Here is a 20,296-nt window from a genome sequence, read left to right as displayed (position 1 = left end):
GAGCTCCAACAAGACCGGGGAAGGCGGCGCTGCCGCCGCCTTCTCCCCATACTCCTGCCGGGGTCGTATTGTGTCTGCCAATTTCCTTGATCGCCTTCGCGCGCTTTTGCTCGCGATTTCTCTTGCCGTCGCCTTTGCAGCGCCGGCGCTGGCAGGCCCGTTCGAGGACGCGGTCGCCAAGTTCGCCAACGACGATTTTTCCGATACCGACGAGGCGATCGGCGCGGTCGCGACATCAGGCAATCCGCTCGCCTTTCCGATCATCAGCGCTCTGCAGGAAGGCCGGCTGTCGGCCGATCCGGATACCAAGAAGGTTTTCGTCACGCAGGCCGACGGCAAGGTCATCGATGCCGCGACCGGCGCTGCCGTGGACAAGCTGCCGGACAATGCGGCCGCCGTGCGCCTCAACAATCGCTTGCGCCGCGCCGTCGAAGCCGCGCTCGGCGGGTTGACGCTGTTGTCACCCGATCCGGCCAAGCGGATCGCGGCGGCGCAATCGGTGTTCAAGAGCCATGAGGAGAGTGCGCTGCCCGTGATCGACGGCGCCCTGGCGAAGGAGACCAACAAGTCCGTCAAGGCCGCCTTCGCGGAAGCCCGCGCCGCTATCCTGCTCTACAAATCCGACGCGACCGAGGTCGAGAAGCTCGAAGCGGTCGCCGTCGTCAAGGCGCGCGGCGATCAGGAGGCAATGGCGCTGCTGACGGGCTTGGGCAGCGACCTGCCGCCCAACGTCGCGCCTGCCGTAGCAAGCGCGATCGCTTCGATCCAGAGCAATCTGCAGATGTGGTCGATGGTGCAGAACGCCTGGTACGGCCTGTCGCTGGGATCGGTGTTGCTGCTTGCCGCGATCGGGCTCGCCATCACCTTCGGGGTCATGGGCGTCATCAACATGGCCCATGGCGAGATGGTGATGTTGGGGGCCTACACCACTTTCGTGGTGCAGGAGGTCATTCGCAGCCATTATCCCGGCCTGTTCGACTATTCACTGCTGATCGCGGTACCGCTGGCGTTCCTCGTCGCCGGCGCGGTCGGCGTAGCGATCGAGCGCGGCATCATCCGCTTCCTCTACGGCCGCCCGCTGGAGACGCTGCTCGCGACCTGGGGCCTGTCGCTGGTATTGCAGCAGGCCGTGCGCACCGCGTTCGGCCCCACCAACCGCGAGGTCGGCAATCCCTCATGGATGAGCGGCGCGTTCGAGCTCGGCCAGATCACCATCACCTATAACCGGCTCTGGATCCTCTGCTTCACGCTCGCCGTGTTCGTCATCCTGCTCGCGATGCTGCGTTACACCGCGCTCGGGCTCGAGATGCGCGCGGTGACGCAGAACCGCCGGATGGCGGCCTCGATGGGCATCGCCACCTCGCGCGTCGATGCGCTGACCTTCGGTCTCGGCTCGGGGATCGCCGGGATTGCCGGCGTGGCGCTATCGCAGATCGACAATGTCAGTCCCAATCTCGGCCAGAGCTACATCATCGACAGCTTCATGGTCGTCGTGTTCGGCGGCGTCGGTAATCTCTGGGGCACGCTGGTCGGCGCCTTCACACTCGGCATTGCCAACAAGTTCCTGGAGCCGGTGGCGGGCGCCGTACTCGGCAAGATCGCCATTCTGGTGCTGATCATCCTGTTCATCCAGAAACGTCCGCGCGGCCTGTTCGCGCTGAAGGGCCGGGCGGTGGAAGCATGACGCCGCATATCCTCACGCGTTCGCTCGATCGCAGCGCCACCATCTTCCTGGTGGTGGTCGCCGGCCTCGGCCTGCTGATCCCGCTATCCAACCTCTTGTTGCCGGCCGGCTCGGCGCTGCAGGTGCCGACCTATCTGGTCGCGCTGTTCGGCAAATATGCCTGCTACGCCATCCTAGCGCTCTCGATCGACCTGATCTGGGGCTATTGCGGTATTCTCTCGCTCGGCCATGGCGCGTTCTTCGCGCTCGGCGGCTACGCCATGGGCATGTACCTGATGCGCCAGATCGGCAGCCGCGGCGTCTACGGCAATCCGATCCTGCCCGATTTCATGGTGTTCCTGAACTATCCGGCGCTGCCCTGGTACTGGCACGGCTTCGACATGTTCTGGTTCGCGGCGCTGATGGTCATTCTTGTTCCCGGCCTGCTCGCGTTCTGCTTCGGCTGGCTGGCGTTCCGCTCCCGCGTTACCGGCGTCTATCTCTCGATCATCACCCAGGCGATGACCTATGCGCTGCTGCTGGCGTTCTTCCGCAACGATTTCGGTTTCGGCGGCAACAACGGCCTGACCGACTTCAAGGACATCCTCGGCTTCAACGTACAGGCCGACGGCACCCGCGCCGCGTTGTTCGCGCTGAGCTGCCTGGCGCTGATCCTGGCCTTCCTGATCTGCCGGGCGGTGGTGACGTCGAAGCTCGGCAAGGTTCTAATTGCAATCCGCGATGCCGAATCGCGCACGCGCTTTCTCGGCTACCGCGTCGAATCCTACAAGCTGTTCGTGTTCACGCTGTCGGCCTGCATGGCCGGCGTTGCGGGTGCGCTCTACGTGCCGCAGGTCGGCATCATCAATCCGAGCGAATTTGCACCGGGCAACTCGATTGAAGCGGTGATCTGGGTCGCCGTCGGTGGCCGCGGCACGCTGGTGGGCGCCGCGCTCGGCGCTGTCGTCGTCAACTACGCAAAAACCTACTTCACCTCGGGTCCGCTGGCGCCGTACTGGCTGTTCATGCTGGGTGCGCTCTTTATCCTGGTGACGCTGTTGCTGCCGAAGGGAATCGTCGGCACCTTCAACGCCTGGCGGGAGTCGCGGAAGGAAGCGGAAAAGGCCAATGCCGAAAGTGCCGCGCTCGAAGACGGCGTCGGCGAACCGAAGCCCGCGGAGTGAGCGCATGAGTGTCATGGAGGGAAGGACCACTTCGGCGCTGCTCTACCTCGACGGCGTGCACGTCTCGTTCGACGGCTTTCACGCCATCAATAACCTGTCGCTCACCCTCGAGCCAGGCGAGATGCGCGCCGTCATCGGCCCGAACGGCGCCGGCAAGACCACGATGATGGACATCATCACCGGCAAGACCAAGCCGGACGAGGGCACCGTGCTGTTCGACGGCATGACCGACCTGACGCGGCTGGATGAGACCCATATCGCCGAGCTCGGCATCGGTCGCAAATTCCAGAAGCCGACGGTGTTCGAGAGCCAGACCATCGAGGACAATCTGTTGCTGGCCCTCAACGTCGATCACAGCGTCAAAGGCACGCTGTTCTGGCGCGGCAACAGGAACGAATCCGAGCGGATCGACCGCGTGCTGCAAACCATCCGTCTGACCGATGCGCGCAATCGTTTGGCGGGCAGCCTGTCGCACGGCCAGAAGCAGTGGCTGGAGATCGGCATGCTGCTGGCGCAGGACCCAAAACTGCTGCTCGTCGACGAACCGGTCGCCGGCATGACCGACGTCGAGACCCATCAGACCGCCGAGCTGTTGAAGGAAATCAACAAGGAAAAGACGGTCATGGTCGTCGAGCACGACATGACCTTCGTGCGCGAACTCGGCGTCAAGGTCACCTGCCTGCATGAAGGCACGGTGTTGGCCGAGGGCACCATCGATCAGGTCTCGTCGAACGAGCGCGTGATAGAAGTGTATCTGGGACGGTAGGCGTGGAAGCAAATATTCAGTTTCGTGTCCCGGGCAGAGCGCAGCATGAGCGCAGCGGAATGGTGCGCTCCAGAACCGGGACCCACTCTGGGTCCCGCATCTGCGGTGCATCACTGCGTGCTGCACCGCGCGCGGGACACGAGATGGGAAGGCCTAGGGCATGCTGAGGGTCGACAACATCAATCTCTATTACGGCGCGGCGCAAGCCCTGCGCGGCGTCTCGCTGTCCGCGGAGCCCGGCAAGGTGACGTGCGTGCTCGGGCGCAACGGCGTCGGCAAGACTTCGCTGTTGCGCGCGCTCGTAGGCCAGTACCCGATCGCGAGTGGCTCCATTACGCTCGAAGGCAACGACATCACCGGGCTGAAGCCCTACGAGCGCGCGCGGCGCGGCATCGGCTTCGTGCCGCAGGGCCGCGAAATTTTTCCGCTGCTCACGGTTGAGGAAAATCTCAAGACCGGCTTCGGCCCGCTCAAGCGCGAGGATCGCCATATCCCCGACGACGTGTTTTCGCTGTTTCCGGTACTGAATACGATGCTGGGGCGGCGGGGCGGCGACCTCTCCGGCGGGCAACAGCAGCAGCTCGCGATCGGCCGTGCGCTGGTGATGCGGCCGAAACTGCTGCTATTGGACGAGCCTACCGAGGGCATCCAGCCCTCGATCATCAAGGACATCGGCCGCGCGATCTCATATCTGCGCAGCCTCGGCAACATCGCGATCGTGCTGGTCGAACAATATCTCGACTTTGCCTGCGAGCTCGGCGACAATTTCGCGGTCATGGACCGCGGCGCGGTGAAATATGCCTGCGACCGCGCCAATCTCGATCCCGCGGAGATCAGCCGCCAGATGGCGCTGTAACGTTTTCGAGCGCGGAACACACCGTTTGGGGGACGGATGCGGACCGATATCACGCGCGCGGCTTCAGCAACGTTCGCGGCCAACCGGGCGCAGGGCGCGGTGCGGTTCGGCGTGCATCTGCAGGATGGCGTCACCCGCCGCGGAAGCTTGCATGAATCCGGCTCGCTGCGCGTGCGCTTTCCTTCGCCCGAGGCGGAAGGCCTGTCCGGCGTGTTCGTCAACACGGCCGGCGGCATTGCCGGCGGCGACCGTTTCGATATCGACATCGGGGCCGGCGAGGGGACGCGGCTGACGCTGACGACGGCGGCGGCCGAAAAGGTCTATCGCGCCGCCGGTCCCGCCGCGCAGCTCGGCATAGCGCTGAAGGTGGAAGCGGGCGCGCATCTTGCCTGGCTGCCGCAGGAGACGATCCTGTTCGACCGCGCGCGGATCGTCAGGCGTATCGACATCGATCTGGCCGACGACGCCTCGCTTCTGCTCTGTGAAATCGTGGTGTTCGGTCGCGCCGCTATGGGCGAAAGGATGCTGCACGGCGAGTTCGTCGACCGCTGGCGCCTGCGCCGCGGCGGCAAGCTGGTCTTTGCGGAGACCGTCCGGCTCGATGGCGACATCGGCGCAAAATTGGCGCGGCCAGCCATGGCCAATGGTGGCGTTGCCATCGGCACCGCGCTGATCGTGCCCGGCAATGAGGCAGTCGTGCAGCGCATCCGCGAAGCCTCGGAAACGTTTGGCGGCGAGGTCGGCATCTCCTGCTGGAATGGATTTGCAATGGCGCGCTTCTGTGCCCAAGATGCGGCGCGGCTGCGCGCCGACATGATGACAGTGCTCGGCCGTGCCAGCGGCGTGGCGCTGCCAAGGCTTTGGTTAAACTAGAGGCGTGGCTCAACTAGGTCTATCAATCATCCGAGTGCTCGCATGAATCTCTCCCCCCGCGAAAAGGACAAGCTCTTGATCTCGATGGCGGCCATGGTGGCGCGCCGCCGGCTGGAGCGCGGCGTCAAACTCAACCACCCCGAGGCGGTCGCCATCATTTCAGATTTCATCGTCGAAGGCGCCCGCGACGGCCGCACCGTCGCCGAGCTGATGCAGGCCGGCGCCCAGGTCCTGACCCGCGCGCAGGTGATGGATGGCATTCCCGAAATGATCCACGACATCCAGGTCGAAGCGACGTTTCCGGATGGGACCAAGCTCGTCACCGTGCACGAGCCGATCAGATAGTCATCGTCATTCCGGGGCGGCTGCAAAGCGGCCGAACTATGATGTGCAATTGCACATCTGAGAATCCAGAGGTTAATCATTTCGAGATTCCGGGTTCGCTACTGCGCATCGCCCCGGAATGACAGAGGAGGGTACATGATCCCCGGCGAACGCTTCATCAAGGACGGCGAGATCGAACTCAATGCCGGCCGCAAGACCGTGACGCTGACCGTCGCCAACACCGGCGACCGCCCGATCCAGGTCGGCTCGCACTACCACTTCTTCGAAACCAACCCCGCGCTGAAATTCGACCGCAGGAAAGCCCGCGGCATGCGCCTGGACATCGCCGCCGGCACCGCGGTGCGCTTCGAGCCGGGGCAAACGCGCGACGTGCAACTCGTCGCGCTCGCCGGCAAGCGCATCATCTACGGTTTTCGCGGCGACGTGATGGGCAAGCTGTAGCATGTGATCGAGAGCAGCGTCGTGATGAGTTGCAGTGAGGTGAGCACATTGGTCAGGCTCCCTCCCCTCGTGTCCGCCGAAGCCTGGCGAAGGCGGATGCGGAGGAGGGTTGGGGAGAGGGTGCCAAGATGCCAGTAATGAAACACCGATGCGATAGGGGCTGGAGTCCGTCATGTCTGTAAAAATCAAACGTTCCGTCTATGCCGACATGTTCGGGCCGACCACCGGCGACAAGGTGCGGCTGGCCGACACCGATCTCATCATCGAGGTGGAAAAGGATTTCACCACCTATGGCGAGGAGGTGAAATTCGGCGGCGGCAAGGTGATCCGCGATGGCATGGGGCAATCGCAAGTCACCAACCGGCAGGGCGCGGCCGATACCGTTATCACCAACGCGCTGATCGTCGACCACTGGGGCATCGTGAAGGCCGACGTCGCGATCAAGGAGGGGATGATCTCCGCGATCGGCAAGGCCGGCAATCCCGACATCCAGCCCGGCGTGACCATCGTGATCGGCCCCGGCACCGACGTGGTCGCGGGCGAAGGAAAAATCCTCACCGCCGGCGGCTTCGACAGCCACATCCATTTCATTTGCCCGCAGCAGATCGAGCACGCGCTGATGAGTGGCGTCACCTCGATGCTGGGCGGCGGCACCGGGCCCTCGCACGGCACGTTTGCGACGACATGCACGCCGGGCCCCTGGCACATGGGCAGGATGATCCAGTCTTTCGACGCCTTTCCGGTCAATCTCGGCATCTCGGGCAAGGGCAACGCCGCGCGCCCGGCCGCGCTGGTCGAGATGATCAGGGGCGGCGCCTGCGCGCTGAAGCTGCATGAGGATTGGGGCACGACGCCAGCGGCGATCGACAACTGCCTCAGCGTTGCCGACGATTACGACGTGCAGGTGATGCTGCATTCGGACACGCTGAACGAATCCGGCTTCGTCGAGGACACGATGAAGGCGTTCAGGGGCCGCACCATCCACGCCTTTCACACCGAAGGCGCCGGCGGCGGGCACGCGCCTGATATCATCAAGATCGCCGGGTTGAAGAACGTGCTGCCGTCCTCGACCAATCCGACGCGCCCCTTTACTCGCAACACGATCGACGAGCATCTGGACATGCTGATGGTGTGCCACCATCTCGATCCCTCGATCGCGGAAGATCTCGCATTTGCCGAAAGCCGTATTCGCAAAGAGACCATCGCCGCGGAAGACATCCTGCACGATCTGGGCGCACTCTCGATGATGTCGTCGGACTCGCAGGCGATGGGCCGGCTGGGCGAAGTCATCATCCGCACCTGGCAGACCGCTGACAAGATGAAGAAGCAGCGCGGCGCGCTGCCGGAGGACAAGGGCAACGACAACGACAATTTCCGCGTCAAGCGCTACATTTCGAAATACACCATCAACCCCGCGATCGCGCATGGCGTCTCGAAACTGATCGGCTCGGTGGAGAAGGGCAAGCTCGCCGACCTCGTGCTGTGGTCGCCGGCCTTCTTCGGCGTCAAGCCGGATTGCATCATCAAGGGCGGCTCGATCGTGGCGGCACCGATGGGCGATCCCAACGCATCGATCCCGACACCGCAGCCCGTGCATTACCAGCCGATGTTTGCGGCTTTCGGCAAGTCGCTGACGGCGTCTTCCGTCGTGTTCACCTCGAAGGCGGCCATCACCGGCGGGCTGGCGCGCAAGCTCGGGATTAACAAGACGCTCTACCCTGTGAAGAACACCCGTGGCGGCATCTCCAAGAAGAGCATGATCCATAACGGCGCGACGCCTAAAATCGAGGTCGATGCCGAGACCTATGAGGTGCGCGCAGACGGCGAACTCCTGACATGCGCGCCCGCCGAGGTACTGCCCATGGCGCAGAGGTATTTCATGTTCTAAGGTTGATCCCGGAACTATATCCAGAACAAAAGTCCGGGAGGATCTAAGTGATCTACGTCGTTGCCACGCTGACCATCAAGCCCGAAACGCGCGCCGATTTCATCGCGGCCGCGACCGCCTGCATCAAGGAAACCCGAAAGGAGCCGGGCAATATCGCCTACGACCTGCATGAGAGCGTCACCGATCCCGCAAAAATGGTGTTCGTCGAGCAATGGGAAAATGCCGAGGCGCTGGTGCCGCATCGTGGCGCCGAGCACATGAAGACCTTTGGCCGCGTCGCCGTGAAATGCATGTCGGCGCCACCGAAGATCGAAGTGATCACCCCCGAAAAGGTCGACGTCCGCTAATCAAGAACAACGGAACAAACCCATGATCTACGTCATCGCCACCACGCCGATGAAGCCGGAAAACAAGGACGACTTCATCAAGGGACACAAGGCCTGCATCGCCGAAACGCTGAAAGAGAAGGGCTGCATCTCCTATGAAGGCCATGTCAGTGTGAACGATCCAAACCTGTATGTGGTGGTGGAGCGCTGGGAGACCCGCGACGACCTCAATGCGCATGGCCGCGCGCCTCACATGAAGGTGTGGCGGGAATACTCCGCGCAGATGAAGACGGCGCCGACGGTGATCGAGATCATCAGCGACGGCAAGGTGGAGAGGTTTTAGCGTAGCGTTTTCAAGCGAAGTGGGAACCGGTTGGCGTGAAGAAAACGCATCAGAACAAAAGGCTCTTATGATCCGCGCGACCAAAGTCCTGGGCCAGCATCGCTGGACGCAATCAGCCGCCGATACCGTCGTGCTCGATTTCGACGACCGGCACCGGCGGCGGATGGCGATGACGGGAACGCGCGGGCTGGAATTCCTGCTCGACCTGGAGAATGCGGTGGCGCTGCGCGGCGGTGACGCGCTGGTGCTGGAGGACGGCCGGCTGATCGAGGTGGTCGCGGCCGCCGAGCCCCTGATCGAGATCCGGGGCGTCGATCCCTTGCATCTGGTCCGCATCGCCTGGCATCTCGGCAACCGCCATCTGCCGACCCAGATCATGCCGAAGGGCCTGCGTATTCGCCGCGATCACGTCATCGAGGCGATGGTGAAGGGATTGGGTGCACGCATCATCGAGATCGAGGCGCCGTTCGATCCCGAAGGCGGGGCGTATGCCAGTGGTCACGCGCACGCGCCGGATAGCCACGCGCACGATCATGGCCACCACCACCATGGTAGTCACAATCATGATCATCATCACGGTGATCACGGGCACGATGATCATCATCACCACGACGAACATTGCGACCACGATCATCACCACCACGATCACTCCCATGCTCATGACCACAAGTGAGCCTGCGCCCGCCGACGCGAGCAGCGGAATGAATGCGGACGAGTCAGCGGCGCTGTACCGGCTGATGACCTGGCTGTCGCCGTCCTTCCCGGTCGGCGCATTTTCCTATTCCAGCGGCATCGAATGGGCGGTGGAGGCCGGTGACATCACCGACGCCGCATCGCTGCGCGACTGGCTGGCCGCGATGCTGGTTGACGGTTCCGGCTTCTGCGATGCCGTGTTTCTGGTGCAGGCGCATCGCGCCGCGTCCGTGCAGGACGCCGTTGCGTTGCGCGAGATCGCCGAACTCGCCGCTGCCTTCGTTCCCTCACGCGAACGCCAGCTCGAGACCTCTACGCAGGGCCGGGCCTTCATCGACATCGCGCGCGCCGCCTGGAGCTGCGACGGGCTCGACAGCATGGTTGCCGCCTGCAGCGGCGCGATCGTCTATCCCGTCGCGGTCGGTCTCGTCAGCGCCGCCCATGCCGTTTCGCTTCCGCCGGCAATGCACGCGTTCCTGCATGCCGTGGTGTCGAACTGGATTTCCGCCGGCGCGCGGCTGGTGCCGCTCGGGCAAACCGACAGCCAGCGCATTCTCGCAGGTCTCGAAACAGATGTCGCTTCGACTGCGAAGCGCGCCCTTGAGGCTTCGTTGGACGATCTCGGCAGCGCCACCTTCCGCGCCGATCTCGCCAGCCTCCGCCACGAGACGCAATATACGCGGCTGTTTCGGTCATGATGGCGCGCCGTTCTCTCCACCCGTCGTCCCCGCGAACGCGGGGACCCATAACCACAAATGTTTGCGGTTATGACAGGCTGGGGCTCCAGCGCGGCGCAACAATTAAGTTTGGGGGTTATGGGTCCCTGCGTTCGCAGGGACGAGGAAACGGAAAGAGTGCATAACATGGCAACCTCTCACGGCCCGCTTCGGATCGGCGTCGGCGGTCCCGTCGGCTCCGGCAAGACCGCGCTGATGGACCTGCTCTGCAAGTCGATGCGCGAGCGCTACGACATCGCCGCGATCACCAACGACATCTACACCAAATGGGATGCGGAATTCCTGGTCCGCTCCGGCTCGCTGACGCCCGACCGCATCGCCGGCGTCGAGACCGGCGGCTGCCCGCACACCGCGATCCGCGAGGACGCCTCGATGAATCTCGCGGCGGTCGCCGACATGCGCGCGAAATTTCCCGATCTCGATCTGGTGCTGATCGAATCCGGCGGCGACAATCTTGCGGCGACGTTTTCTCCCGAACTCGCCGATCTCACGATCTACGTGATCGACGTTGCCGCCGGCGACAAGATCCCCTCCAAGGGCGGGCCCGGCATCACCCGCTCGGACCTCCTCGTCATCAACAAGATCGACCTCGCGCCTTATGTCGGCGCGTCGCTGGAGAAGATGGAGAACGACGCCAAGCGTATGCGCGGGGAGCGGCCGTTCGTGATGACCAATTTGAAGCAGAGCGAGGGCCTCGATCGCATCATCGGCTTCATCGAGACCAAGGGCGGCCTGCGCCCGGCTGCGAAGGCCCGGTAGGGCCGGGGTAGCCGGCCCTACCGGGCCCGGATGAACAGGCGCCCGGACGAGCGGTCAGGCCAGCCGCGGGTGAGCAGCGCGTTAACATTAATGCTCGGTCCGCCGCCGCAGCCCGTGGATTTGTCCGTCCGCGCAGGAACCAAATCGCCGCTGTCAGATTATCAATCTCTGGCGCCGCCAATCAGCGTTAACGGCTGCCGTGTGTTTGCCCGCTGCCAAGCTGTCAGTTGCGTGCTGATGATCGCTCCGTCATATTCGCCGCGCTTGGCCTTCGCGCTATTGCCACGTGTCTCTGCCCCGGCAGACCTCGAAATGCTTCCAATACGTCTTCGCCAACACGTCATTCCTGAGTAAGCGAGTGGTTCGGCTGGGCTTCATTATCGGCTTTATCGCGCTGATCGGAGTTTTGCTCTCCGGTCTGGCGGCCTATCGCGTGCACGAACAGGAACTGGCGATCGACGGCATCGCGCTGTCGCGCGCCATCGACGTTCATGCCAGCCTGGTGCAGGACCGGCTGACCGAGCGCGAACTGCTCGCGCGCGTTGCATCTGGCTTGTTTCGCTCACCATCGGTAGTGAAGGCCAACATGCTGCAGCCGCTGCGCTCGGCGATCTACGCCTTCAAGACCGATTTTGTGGTTGCGTCCTGGATTGCGCGCCTCAAGCCGGGCGATCTGGCGGCTGCGCAGGCGGAGTTGAAGGGGGCCGGCTTCACCAACCCGACGATCAGGGATTTCGACGACAAGCCGCTGGATCTCCGGACCATCAACAACCCGATCGACGTGCTGATGGATCTCGAGCCGCGCAGTCCGGACACGCTCGGTTTTCCCGGCCGCGCCTACGACCGGCACTCGGTGATCGGGCCGATGCTGGCGCAGGCGGCGGCAACCGGCAAGCCGCTGGCGTCGGACCCGATCCCGCTGTTGCGCCAGAACGGGCCGATCGGTCTCGTGCTGGCGTCTCCGATTCTGCTGGAGGGCAGTTCGGAGCCGGCCGGCTTCGTCACCTTTTCCTACGAGCTGGCGCCGCTGATGCTGACCGACGACGACCGCTCGCTGTTCTCGGTGGTGTTGAAGGATCCTGGCGATGCCAACGACGAATATGTCGCCAACGACCAGGGCGTCGTCACCTTGCAGCCGGTGAGGCAGGGCGATCCGTTGCCTTCAGTGGTGCGGACGGTAACGTTCGGCGGCCGCGACTGGTCGCTCGGCTATTACGCCAAGAACAACGCCGCGCAGCGTGCGCAGCAGACCGCGATCGTCGTTGCGGCCATTGGGCTGGCGCTCACCGGAATCGTCTGCGGGCTGTTCGGCTATGTCGCCTACAACAACCTGCGGCTCAGCCGCGAGATCCAGGTGCGGATCGGCTTCGAGCGGCGCTTGACCGCCGTCATCGACGAGCTCAACCATCGGGTCAAGAACATCCTCGCCGTGATCCAGTCGATCGTGACGCGCACGCTGCGTCACGGCTCCGACATGGATGTGGCGCGCGAGCTGTTGATCGGCCGCATTCACGCGATGTCGAACGTGGTAACGCTGCTCAGCGAAAGCCAGTGGCAGGGCGTCAAGCTCAAGGGCCTGTTCGAGTCGCGCGCGATTCCGCATGCCGACCGCATCGTCGTCAACGGCCCGGATATCGCCGTCAGCGCGCGTGCCGCCCAGTCGCTCTCGCTGTTGTTTTTCGAGCTGGCCTCGCATTCCGACGAGGGCCTGTCGCTGGTCGGCAAGCACCCGCATATCGTCGCGAACTGGGAAGTTTCGGGCGAGGAGCCCGACACGGTCTTTCATTTCCGTTGGGAAGAGTTCAACACCAGCGCGGCGACACGGCGCGAAGACTCGGATTTCGGCCTCATCCTGCTCGACCGCGTCGCCCCCGAAGCGCTCGGTGGCACCGCAAAACGCTACTTCACCGATGTCAGCTACGTCTACGAACTCACCGCGCCGATGGTAACGGTGGTCGACATGACCGAGCGCGATCGCACGGGAGAGATTTCCGCGCCGGTTCGGTAAGGTAACGCTCGCTCCATCCCCGCGTCGTCCCTGCGCACGCAGCGACCCATAACCACCGCTGTGAATTGTGAGACAAGCCGTCTCGCATTGTGCCACTTCCGCCGGCCGCGGCGTATGGGTCCCTGCGTTCCGCAGGGACGACGAGAAATCTCACATCACCTTAAACAAAAAAGGCAGCCCGCCCGGGGCCGCCTTTCTCGTGTCACTTTGGTGATGTCATCAGCCGCCATTGCCGCCGATCACGGCGCGCACGGTCTCGTCAGGTCCGAAATCCTCGGCGCCCTCGACATAGAGCAACGCTGAGAGCTTCGAGCGCGCGCGATTGACGCGGCTCTTGATGGTGCCGACCGCGCAGCCGCAGATGGCAGCGGCGTCCTCGTAGGAGAAGCCGGAGGCACCGACCAGGATCAACGCTTCGCGCTGGTCCTGCGGCAGCTTGTCGAGCGCCGTGCGAAACTCCTCGAACTCCAGATGCGCGTTTTGCGACGGCTGGGTCTTCAAGGTTTTCGCGTAATTGCCCTCGGCGTCCTCCACCTCGCGCCGCCGCTTGCGATAGTCGGAGCGAAACAGGTTGCGCAGGATGGTGAACAACCAGGCCGGCAGGTTCGAGCCGGGCTGGAACGAGTCGATGTTGGCAATGGCGCGCAGCAACGTTTCCTGCACGAGGTCGTCCGCACGGTCGCCATTGCCCGAGAGCGAGATCGCGAACGCGCGCAGGCTAGGTACCGACGCCAAAATGTCGTCGCGAAGAGAGTCTGTGAGAGGCATTAGTCCCTCCCGTCTTCTTTGTTGTCGATCTGGGCCGCCGCCGCTTCCGGCCCGTCGAGCTTCCGGATCAGCTCCGCAAAGCGGTCCGGCACGCCCTGTCGGACCACATCATCGTACATGGCTCGGAGCTGGTGGCCGATCCTCGATTGAATCTCGGCATTGAGCCCGCCCTGCTTTTTTGCTTCCTTCATGGTCTGATCCACGCTTCCCCGAGAGTTAATTCTCTGTGGTTTCAAGAGGTTACCTCGAAATTGGGCCTAGGCCGCCGCGTTATAGGTCAAAGGCTAATGCGAATATCTGCGGAAGGTTCCGAAATCTGGGAACTTTTTCTGGAACTTTTTTGCATTCCGCGAGTAGTCGGGGTGACAGGGGAACCGGGTCCCCCCGAATCAATGGTTTGAGAATGCTTAAATTGGCGCCGGACGCGGCGCTCGAGGTTACGTCCGCCCAGATGCGACCCTAAGTACGGCCAAGAATACGGCCCTAGACAAGGATGAATGGGGATGTCCCGATCACAGCTCGTTGCTGAACATCTGCCGCTGTTGCGGCGCTATGCCCGTGCGCTCACCGGAAACCAGGCCTCGGGCGATGCCTATGTGGCCGCCATGCTGGAGGCCCTGCTGCAGGATTCCTCGCTGCTCGACGAACGCTTCGGTCCGCGCGCCGGGCTGTTCAAACTGTTCACGCAGATCTGGAATTCGGTCTCGCTCAACGACAACCCTGACGTCGCGACGCTCTCGCTGCCGCCGGAGCGGCGGCTGTCGAACATCACGCCGCTGCCGCGGCAGGCCTTCCTCTTGCTGTCGCTCGAAGGCTTCTCCGAGGAAGAGGTGGCGTTCATTCTCAACACCGACATCGCCGAGACTCGCCATTTGGCGGATGCCGCCGGCCGCGAGATGGCGGCTGAAATCGCCACCGATGTCCTGATCATCGAGGACGAGACCTTCATCGCAATGGACCTCGAAAGCCTGGTGAAGAACCTCGGTCACAACGTGATCGGCGTTGCCCGCACCCATGCCGATGCGGTCGCACTCGCCAAGAACAGGAAGCCCGGCCTGATCCTCGCCGACATCCAGCTCGCCGACGGCTCGTCGGGCCTCGATGCCGTCAACGAATTGCTGCGCGCGTTCGAGGTGCCGGTGGTGTTCATCACTGCTTACCCCGAGCGCTTCCTGACCGGCGAACGCCCCGAGCCTGCGTTCCTGATCTCAAAACCGTTCCAGCCCGCGATGGTTTCGGCGGTCGCGAGCCAGGCGCTGTTCTTCCAGCGCAATTCGCGCAACCGCGCCCCGCGAGCGGCCACTGGCTGACGGGAGCTTTCTGGCGTAGAGTAGAAGTGGTCCGGCGCGCTCCTCAACTGGCGCGCCGGATTTTTTGCGGTGTCACAACCCGCAAGGCTGGCGGCAATCAATGGTGCGAGTTGGAATTCGATGAGTATCGGGCTGATCGGCCTTCTCGACGACATCGCTGGTATCGCCAAGGTAGCCGCAGCCTCCCTCGACGATGTCGCGAGCCAGGCCGCCAGGGCGGGCGCGAAGGCCGCAGGCGTCGTGATCGACGACACCGCTGTTACGCCCGGCTACGTGATCGGGTTCGAGCCGAAGCGCGAGCTTCCCATTGTGGGCAGGATCGCCGCGGGATCGCTGCGCAACAAGCTGTTGCTGCTGCTGCCCGCCGCCTTGGTGCTGAGCTACTTCCTCCCCTGGACGATCACGCCGCTGCTGATGCTGGGCGGGGCCTACCTCTGCTACGAAGGGGTGGAGAAGGTACTCGAGGCCGTCATGCCCCATCAGGCGCACCAGCATGAGGCCCAGCTCGGCTCGGTGGCGTTGAACGCGCAGTCGGTCGAGGACGAGAAGGTCGCAAGCGCCGTCAAGACCGACTTCATCCTCTCGGCCGAGATCATGGCGATCACGCTGGCGGCGCTCCCAGCGGGGAGCATTTGGAAGCAGGCGCTCGTGCTGGCGGTCGTGGCGATCGGAATCACCGTCGCCGTGTATGGCGTGGTCGCGCTGATCGTAAAGGCCGACGATGTCGGCGTGGCCCTGGCGCGGAGCGACCGCGCCTCGGCTGTTGGCCGCGCGCTCGGACGCGGCATTGTTCGCAGCATGCCCGTGCTGCTGAAGATCCTCAGCGTCGTCGGCACCGCCGCCATGATCTGGGTTGGTGGCGGCATCATCCTGCATGGCCTCGAAGTCTACGGCCCGCCCGCGATCGAACACGCCGTCAAGGCGGCGGCGGAGGCTGCGGCACATGCGGTGCCGCCCATCGCCGCGATTGTCGAATGGGCGGTTGAGGCCGCCATCTCCGGTGTCATCGGATTACTGATCGGCGCCGCATCGATTCCTGTCGTCGGATTCGTCTTCGCGCCGGCGTGGAAAGCCGTGAAAGGTGTCCTGCAAAGGGGTCGGCAGGCCAGCTAATGCATTCCGATGCGCTTCCGGCGCGGCGCTAGCTACGGCGCACAAAACGCCCGCTTGGCCCGGTTTATCAGGAACGTTTCTCCCTCAGCTCCATCCAAGTGGCACGGCGAGGAGAGCGCCGATGCCGCAACGGGCCTCGACCCATGGGCACCGGACGATACCGAGCTGGTTCAGCGCCAGGCGCCCGGACGGTAATGCCCTTCGTACCCGCACCATGGAGATAACCAATGGCACAGGCTCGTTCGAATTCCATTTCCAGACGCAGCGTGGTCGCCGCACTGGCGCTCGCCGCCGCGCCGGCGGCTTTGGCCGCGGCCGATAACGCCCACGCGCAGGCCAAGGACGCAACGCCGGAGAAAAGCCTGTATGAGCGTCTTGGCGGCGTTTTCGCCATCGCAGCGGTCGTCGATCACTTCAGCGACGCCATCGTGAAGAATCCCATCGTCGGCCAAAAATCCAAAAACCCGCAACTGCGGGAATGGCACACCAAGAACCTGCAAAGACTGCCCGGTCTCAAATTCATGCGGACGCTGTGGGTCTGCAACGTTGCGGGCGGGCCGTTCCAGTTCACCGCGACCAGGCCCGGCAAGACGCCGGTCGGCCTCGAGGAGGCTCACCGGAACTTGCGGATCTCACCTGCGGAATTCGACGAGGTGGCAGCCGAACTCGGACGGACGCTGAACTTCTTCAAGGTGCCGAAGCGAGAGAAGGGTGAGGTCCTCGCAGCCTTCGCCGCCCACAAGGGCGAGGTTACCGCCGGCTACGTCGCGGGCGCCAGGCGCGGCTGACGCAGCCTGCGTCGCAGTTCGGCTGGATCACGTCTGCCCCGCGGCGTCATCGCGGAAACGGATCATAAACCATTGTATAGCCGGTCCATCCGTTTCTATACCGGCGGCTTACTTCGGTACAATTGCGCTCGGCGCGCACGTACCTTAACGTTGGCGCGTCGAGGCAGGATGCCTATCGATTGAATTACCGGCGCATCGTACGATTTTTCCTCCAAATCGTCGGCGTCACCTGCCTCGTCACCTCGGTCAGCTTCGGTACCTAGCAACGTGCGGGCAAGCCTTCAAATGCTCGCTCCATCGGCGTCCCCTTGAATGAGAGGCCAGTGTCTGATCATGCCGTCCGACAGAATCGCACTCTTTATCGACGGCGCCAATCTATACGCGACCGCCAGGACACTTGGTTTCGACATCGATTACCGGCGTCTGCTCAAGGAGTTCCAGGGCCGCGGCGCATTGTTGCGCGCGTTCTACTACACGACCATTATCGAGGATCAGGAATATTCATCCATTCGTCCCTTGATCGATTGGCTCGACTACAACGGCTACACCGTCGTCACCAAGCTGACCAAGGAATTCACTGACGCCAGTGGCCGCCGCAAGGTGAAGGGCAGCATGCATATCGAGCTTGCCGTCAATGCGATGGAGCTCGCCGAGCATATCGACAGGATGTTTCTGTTTTCCGGCGATGGGGATTTCCGCCCGCTGCTGGAGGCGGTGCAGCGCCGCGGCGTGCACGTTACGGTGGTCTCGACCCTGACCAGCCAGCCGCCGATGGTGGCTGACGAACTGCGGCGTCAGGCCGACGCCTTCATCGAGCTTGCAGACTTGAAGGCAACGCTCGGGCGCGACCCGTCCGAGCGGCCGGGACTAATCCGCCAGCAATTGCCGCCGTTCGCGACGCGCGGAGCGATCAATGGCGGTGGCATTGCGGAATGATTTCTGATTGGTCGGTTGAAGCGCGGGCTGCGGGACTGATCCGAGCCGTTGTTGCGTAGAGTTGGAAAGGATTCCGCAGCGCCCGCTGCATGGCCTGTCTTTGTGCACGCCGTCTGTGAAGCAGTTCACCTCCGGCTTGTGAGGCCGATGGTATGATTGCTTCTACTTAACAAGCTGCCGATCCCGGAATTCCACGCGGTGGGATCGGCGACCGCCGGCATTACCGTGTTCTCGGCCAGGCACCTCCCCCTGGCTCGGGCCACCAGCTTCGATGTGAAAGCTGGTCGGACTATCCGGCGCGCCACCTGCGCGCCGGATTTTTTTCGGGCAAGGGCCATGCACGCACCACGTGGAGGCTGCCAATCGGGTTCGATTGCTTGTTGAACTATGTGCCGCGCCCGCATAGGCTCGCCGCAACGAGAAAATAAACGGAAACGTCCCTTCACCGATGCAGCCTGCCGAGCGGCCTTTCCCCCACCGCCGGGGCCTCATCATCGTTGCGACGCTGGCTACAGCGTATGTCGCCAGCCATTTTTTCCGCGCCTCGAACGTCACCATCGGCCTCGACCTGATGCGCGATCTCGCCATCGGGCCGGAAGCGCTGGGGGCGCTGACCGGCGCGTTCTTCTTCGGCTTCGCCGCGATGCAGATCCCGTGCGGCTTCTTCTTCGACCGTTTCGGGCCGCGCTATACCGTGGTCGGCATGCTGATCGTGGCCTGCATCGGTGGTGCGATGTTCACGCTGGCGCCGAGCTGGCCGGTGCTGCTCACCGGTCGCGCCCTGATGGGCGCCGGCTGCGGCGTGATGCTGATCGGCAGCATGGTGGTGATCTCGCGCTGGTTTCCGCCGGATCGTTTTTCCACGCTGACAGCGCTCGTGCTGTCGATCGGCCTGCTCGGCAACCTCGCCGCCACCACGCCGCTCGCCTGGGCGTCGGAGGCGGTCGGCTGGCGGCCGGTGTTCGGCGCCGTCGTCATGTTCACCGCGCTGGCCACGGTCGCGATCTTTCTGGTGGTGCGCGACGCTCCGCCCGGCCATCCCTTCCTGAGCCGCAAGGCGGAGCCGCCCGGCGAGATGCTCAAAGGCCTGATCGAGGTGCTGCGCAACCCGCGCCTGAAGCCGATATTGGCGCTGAACTTCTGCAACTACGCCTGCACCTTCACCGTGCAGGGCCTGTGGGGCGGCGCGTTCCTGCGCGAGGTGCATGGCCTCAGCCCGATCGCGGCCGGCAACGTGCTGCTCTGCGCCGTGGTCGCCTACCAGGCCGGCATGCTCGTCTTCGGCCCGCTCGACCGCCGGCTCGATACCCGCAAATGGATCGCGATCGGCGGCACCTCGGCGATCATTTTGCAGCTTGCGATTCTGGCGCTGTTCTCCCACCCGCCGGTCTGGCTGCCGGTCGCCGTCATCGTCGCCATGGGCTTCTTCTCCGCCTCCAGCACCATGGTGATGACTCACGGCCGCGGCATCTTCCCCGACCGCCTGATCGGCCGCGGCATCTCAACCATGAACACCTCAGTGATGCTCGGCGTCGCCTGCATGCAGACGCTGTCGGGAATCATCATCGGCGCATTCGAACCGCTGGCGAGCGGCGCGCGAACCGAGGAGGCATACCGCGCGCTGTTCGGCACGCTGACGCTGGTGCTGATCGTGGCGGTTGCGATCTACAGCCGCTCGCAGGATGTGAAGCCGAGCGAGGAGATGCGGGCGGCGGGGCGGTAACGATAGCTCGAGTGGAGTCAAAATAAAAAAAGCAGGGCGCGATCGGCATCACCACGATCGCGCCCTACGTCGCCGGTCAATGGGGCAGGGGGAATAACCGGCTGCCGGGAAGACTCCGAGCCCCCCGGAGTCGTTCCATGGTGCCGCAAATATTTTTCGTACACGGTTAAGTGATCGATAAGCGCCGGACCTACGGCGGCTCGGTTCGGGTTGTTTCCGCGATCGCCATGGGGCGAGGGACACAGAGCCATGTCACAGATTTTCAAAGCAATTTTTGCCCTTCTTGCCGTCTTCGGGACGTTTGGCGCCGTTCAGCTCGCGTCCGGCCACGATCTCACCGGCCGACTGAAATTCGCCGCGACCCCGAGCGGAACGGACATCAACCGCGCCGCCAAGGCCGACCGCGCGGCGGTCAAAGCCGCGGCGGGCCAGACCGAGACGATTACGATCCGGACCGTCGGCCTCGAGGACACGTCCGTGGTGGTACGTATTCCCGTGGTTCAGGAGGAGGCGCGGAACCGCCCGGCGCCCCCGGCCAAGCCTGACAACAAGCCCGGCAAATCGAAGACGACGATCGCCTGCGAACCGCCGGTCAGCGTGTTGACCGAAGTCGCAAAACTGCTCCAGCCCGGCCGCTGCGTGACCTGAGCCGCGGCGCGGGGCATCGTGCCGCCAAGCGAGATCAATAGGGTTGGCAAAGGCGCGATAGCGCCGTGCCCACCATCTCTCATCGAGCACGCTTCCCGATGGTGGGCACGCTTTCCGCCTTCGCTCGT

At 63.7% G+C, this 20,296-nt stretch carries 22 protein-coding genes; 20 read left to right on the top strand and 2 right to left on the bottom strand.

Annotated elements, in window-relative coordinates; translation table 11 throughout:
* Positions 1-70 precede the first annotated feature (70 nt).
* The 14 genes from urtB to LMTR13_RS35140 all read left to right on the top strand — a co-directional run bounded on the left by urtB (position 71) and on the right by LMTR13_RS35140 (position 12,882).
* On the top strand, positions 71-1,684 hold the full coding sequence (gene urtB, locus LMTR13_RS35205; protein WP_065731745.1) for an urea ABC transporter permease subunit UrtB: 1,614 nt from the start codon (positions 71-73) through the stop codon (positions 1,682-1,684).
* Positions 1,681-2,847, top strand: a complete 1,167-nt coding sequence (urtC, locus tag LMTR13_RS35200; protein ID WP_065731744.1) for an urea ABC transporter permease subunit UrtC — start codon at positions 1,681-1,683, stop codon at positions 2,845-2,847. Before urtB ends, urtC begins: the two co-directional genes overlap by 4 nt.
* Positions 2,848-2,851: 4 nt before the next feature.
* On the top strand, positions 2,852-3,613 hold the full coding sequence (gene urtD / locus LMTR13_RS35195; protein ID WP_065731743.1) for an urea ABC transporter ATP-binding protein UrtD: 762 nt from the start codon (positions 2,852-2,854) through the stop codon (positions 3,611-3,613).
* A 160-nt stretch (positions 3,614-3,773) separates the two neighbouring features.
* The gene (gene urtE / locus LMTR13_RS35190) at positions 3,774-4,469 is read left to right on the top strand and encodes an urea ABC transporter ATP-binding subunit UrtE (protein ID WP_065731742.1); all 696 of its coding nucleotides are present in this window, start codon (positions 3,774-3,776) and stop codon (positions 4,467-4,469) included.
* Between the two features lie 36 nt (positions 4,470-4,505).
* Entirely contained in the window at positions 4,506-5,342 is an 837-nt protein-coding gene (locus tag LMTR13_RS35185) for an urease accessory protein UreD (RefSeq protein WP_065731741.1), read from the top strand.
* 42 nt (positions 5,343-5,384) lie between these two features.
* Positions 5,385-5,687, top strand: a complete 303-nt coding sequence (locus LMTR13_RS35180; protein ID WP_028349318.1) for an urease subunit gamma — start codon at positions 5,385-5,387, stop codon at positions 5,685-5,687.
* Between the two features lie 135 nt (positions 5,688-5,822).
* Positions 5,823-6,128 (top strand): urease subunit beta, encoded by a 306-nt coding sequence (locus LMTR13_RS35175; protein WP_065731740.1) that lies wholly within the window; start codon positions 5,823-5,825, stop codon positions 6,126-6,128.
* A gap of 172 nt (positions 6,129-6,300) precedes the next feature.
* Entirely contained in the window at positions 6,301-8,016 is a 1,716-nt protein-coding gene (gene ureC / locus LMTR13_RS35170; protein ID WP_065731739.1) for an urease subunit alpha, read from the top strand.
* A gap of 47 nt (positions 8,017-8,063) precedes the next feature.
* On the top strand, positions 8,064-8,363 hold the full coding sequence (locus LMTR13_RS35165; protein ID WP_065731738.1) for a putative quinol monooxygenase: 300 nt from the start codon (positions 8,064-8,066) through the stop codon (positions 8,361-8,363).
* A 22-nt stretch (positions 8,364-8,385) separates the two neighbouring features.
* Entirely contained in the window at positions 8,386-8,685 is a 300-nt protein-coding gene (locus tag LMTR13_RS35160; protein ID WP_065731737.1) for a putative quinol monooxygenase, read from the top strand.
* Positions 8,686-8,752: 67 nt separating this feature from the next.
* Positions 8,753-9,358 (top strand): urease accessory protein UreE, encoded by a 606-nt coding sequence (locus LMTR13_RS40115; RefSeq protein WP_083219360.1) that lies wholly within the window; start codon positions 8,753-8,755, stop codon positions 9,356-9,358.
* A complete protein-coding gene (locus LMTR13_RS35150; protein ID WP_065733236.1) occupies positions 9,339-10,076 on the top strand; it encodes an urease accessory protein UreF in 738 nt (245 codons plus the stop codon). The genes LMTR13_RS40115 and LMTR13_RS35150 overlap by 20 nt, the downstream gene beginning before the upstream one ends.
* 165 nt (positions 10,077-10,241) lie before the next feature.
* A complete protein-coding gene (gene ureG, locus LMTR13_RS35145) occupies positions 10,242-10,874 on the top strand; it encodes an urease accessory protein UreG (protein ID WP_065731735.1) in 633 nt (210 codons plus the stop codon).
* A gap of 358 nt (positions 10,875-11,232) precedes the next feature.
* Entirely contained in the window at positions 11,233-12,882 is a 1,650-nt protein-coding gene (locus LMTR13_RS35140; protein ID WP_065731734.1) for a CHASE domain-containing protein, read from the top strand.
* Positions 12,883-13,101: 219 nt separating this feature from the next.
* Here LMTR13_RS35140 and LMTR13_RS35135 read toward each other — a convergent pair whose 3' ends face one another.
* Positions 13,102-13,650, bottom strand: coding sequence for a sigma-70 family RNA polymerase sigma factor (locus LMTR13_RS35135; RefSeq protein ID WP_028349310.1), 549 nt, complete (start codon positions 13,648-13,650; stop codon positions 13,102-13,104).
* Positions 13,650-13,841: a NepR family anti-sigma factor gene (locus LMTR13_RS35130; RefSeq protein WP_065731733.1), complete on the bottom strand. Its 192-nt coding sequence runs from the start codon at positions 13,839-13,841 to the stop codon at positions 13,650-13,652. Before LMTR13_RS35130 ends, LMTR13_RS35135 begins: the two co-directional genes overlap by 1 nt.
* A 312-nt stretch (positions 13,842-14,153) precedes the next feature.
* Here LMTR13_RS35130 and LMTR13_RS35125 point away from each other — a divergent pair, with 312 nt between their 5' ends.
* From LMTR13_RS35125 to LMTR13_RS35100, 6 genes are all read left to right on the top strand, one after another.
* On the top strand, positions 14,154-14,960 hold the full coding sequence (locus LMTR13_RS35125) for a response regulator (protein ID WP_065731732.1): 807 nt from the start codon (positions 14,154-14,156) through the stop codon (positions 14,958-14,960).
* A gap of 120 nt (positions 14,961-15,080) precedes the next feature.
* Positions 15,081-16,073: a DUF808 domain-containing protein gene (locus LMTR13_RS35120; protein ID WP_065731731.1), complete on the top strand. Its 993-nt coding sequence runs from the start codon at positions 15,081-15,083 to the stop codon at positions 16,071-16,073.
* 227 nt (positions 16,074-16,300) lie between these two features.
* Positions 16,301-16,861, top strand: a complete 561-nt coding sequence (locus LMTR13_RS35115; protein WP_065731730.1) for a group I truncated hemoglobin — start codon at positions 16,301-16,303, stop codon at positions 16,859-16,861.
* A gap of 333 nt (positions 16,862-17,194) precedes the next feature.
* Entirely contained in the window at positions 17,195-17,797 is a 603-nt protein-coding gene (locus tag LMTR13_RS35110) for a LabA-like NYN domain-containing protein (RefSeq protein WP_156795910.1), read from the top strand.
* A gap of 448 nt (positions 17,798-18,245) precedes the next feature.
* Complete coding sequence (locus tag LMTR13_RS35105) at positions 18,246-19,520, top strand: MFS transporter (protein ID WP_065731729.1); 1,275 nt, start codon at positions 18,246-18,248, stop codon at positions 19,518-19,520.
* 249 nt (positions 19,521-19,769) lie between these two features.
* Entirely contained in the window at positions 19,770-20,168 is a 399-nt protein-coding gene (locus LMTR13_RS35100) for a hypothetical protein (protein WP_065731728.1), read from the top strand.
* Positions 20,169-20,296: the final 128 nt, after the last annotated feature.

Source organism: Bradyrhizobium icense (genome assembly GCF_001693385.1).
Lineage (GTDB): Bacteria > Pseudomonadota > Alphaproteobacteria > Rhizobiales > Xanthobacteraceae > Bradyrhizobium > Bradyrhizobium icense.
The sequence above is the reverse complement of the archived record's forward strand: the minus strand, read 5'-3'. Positions and strand labels throughout refer to the sequence as shown.

What these genes read in the sequence shown, in the direction of transcription:
- LMTR13_RS35110 (WP_156795910.1), top strand. Translation starts at nt 17,195, where the DNA reads ATGCCGTCCGACAGAATCGCACTCTTTATCGACGGCGCCAATCTATAC.
- LMTR13_RS35125 (WP_065731732.1), top strand. Translation starts at nt 14,154, where the DNA reads ATGTCCCGATCACAGCTCGTTGCTGAACATCTGCCGCTGTTGCGGCGC.
- LMTR13_RS35115 (WP_065731730.1), top strand. Translation starts at nt 16,301, where the DNA reads ATGGCACAGGCTCGTTCGAATTCCATTTCCAGACGCAGCGTGGTCGCC.
- LMTR13_RS35185 (WP_065731741.1), top strand. Translation starts at nt 4,506, where the DNA reads ATGCGGACCGATATCACGCGCGCGGCTTCAGCAACGTTCGCGGCCAAC.
- urtD (WP_065731743.1), top strand. Translation starts at nt 2,852, where the DNA reads ATGAGTGTCATGGAGGGAAGGACCACTTCGGCGCTGCTCTACCTCGAC.
- LMTR13_RS35180 (WP_028349318.1), top strand. Translation starts at nt 5,385, where the DNA reads ATGAATCTCTCCCCCCGCGAAAAGGACAAGCTCTTGATCTCGATGGCG.
- LMTR13_RS35100 (WP_065731728.1), top strand. Translation starts at nt 19,770, where the DNA reads ATGTCACAGATTTTCAAAGCAATTTTTGCCCTTCTTGCCGTCTTCGGG.
- ureC (WP_065731739.1), top strand. Translation starts at nt 6,301, where the DNA reads ATGTCTGTAAAAATCAAACGTTCCGTCTATGCCGACATGTTCGGGCCG.
- LMTR13_RS35105 (WP_065731729.1), top strand. Translation starts at nt 18,246, where the DNA reads ATGCAGCCTGCCGAGCGGCCTTTCCCCCACCGCCGGGGCCTCATCATC.
- urtC (WP_065731744.1), top strand. Translation starts at nt 1,681, where the DNA reads ATGACGCCGCATATCCTCACGCGTTCGCTCGATCGCAGCGCCACCATC.
- LMTR13_RS35135 (WP_028349310.1), bottom strand. Translation starts at nt 13,650, where the DNA reads ATGCCTCTCACAGACTCTCTTCGCGACGACATTTTGGCGTCGGTACCT.
- ureG (WP_065731735.1), top strand. Translation starts at nt 10,242, where the DNA reads ATGGCAACCTCTCACGGCCCGCTTCGGATCGGCGTCGGCGGTCCCGTC.
- LMTR13_RS35120 (WP_065731731.1), top strand. Translation starts at nt 15,081, where the DNA reads ATGAGTATCGGGCTGATCGGCCTTCTCGACGACATCGCTGGTATCGCC.
- LMTR13_RS40115 (WP_083219360.1), top strand. Translation starts at nt 8,753, where the DNA reads ATGATCCGCGCGACCAAAGTCCTGGGCCAGCATCGCTGGACGCAATCA.
- LMTR13_RS35175 (WP_065731740.1), top strand. Translation starts at nt 5,823, where the DNA reads ATGATCCCCGGCGAACGCTTCATCAAGGACGGCGAGATCGAACTCAAT.
- LMTR13_RS35130 (WP_065731733.1), bottom strand. Translation starts at nt 13,841, where the DNA reads ATGAAGGAAGCAAAAAAGCAGGGCGGGCTCAATGCCGAGATTCAATCG.
- LMTR13_RS35150 (WP_065733236.1), top strand. Translation starts at nt 9,339, where the DNA reads ATGCTCATGACCACAAGTGAGCCTGCGCCCGCCGACGCGAGCAGCGGA.
- LMTR13_RS35160 (WP_065731737.1), top strand. Translation starts at nt 8,386, where the DNA reads ATGATCTACGTCATCGCCACCACGCCGATGAAGCCGGAAAACAAGGAC.
- urtE (WP_065731742.1), top strand. Translation starts at nt 3,774, where the DNA reads ATGCTGAGGGTCGACAACATCAATCTCTATTACGGCGCGGCGCAAGCC.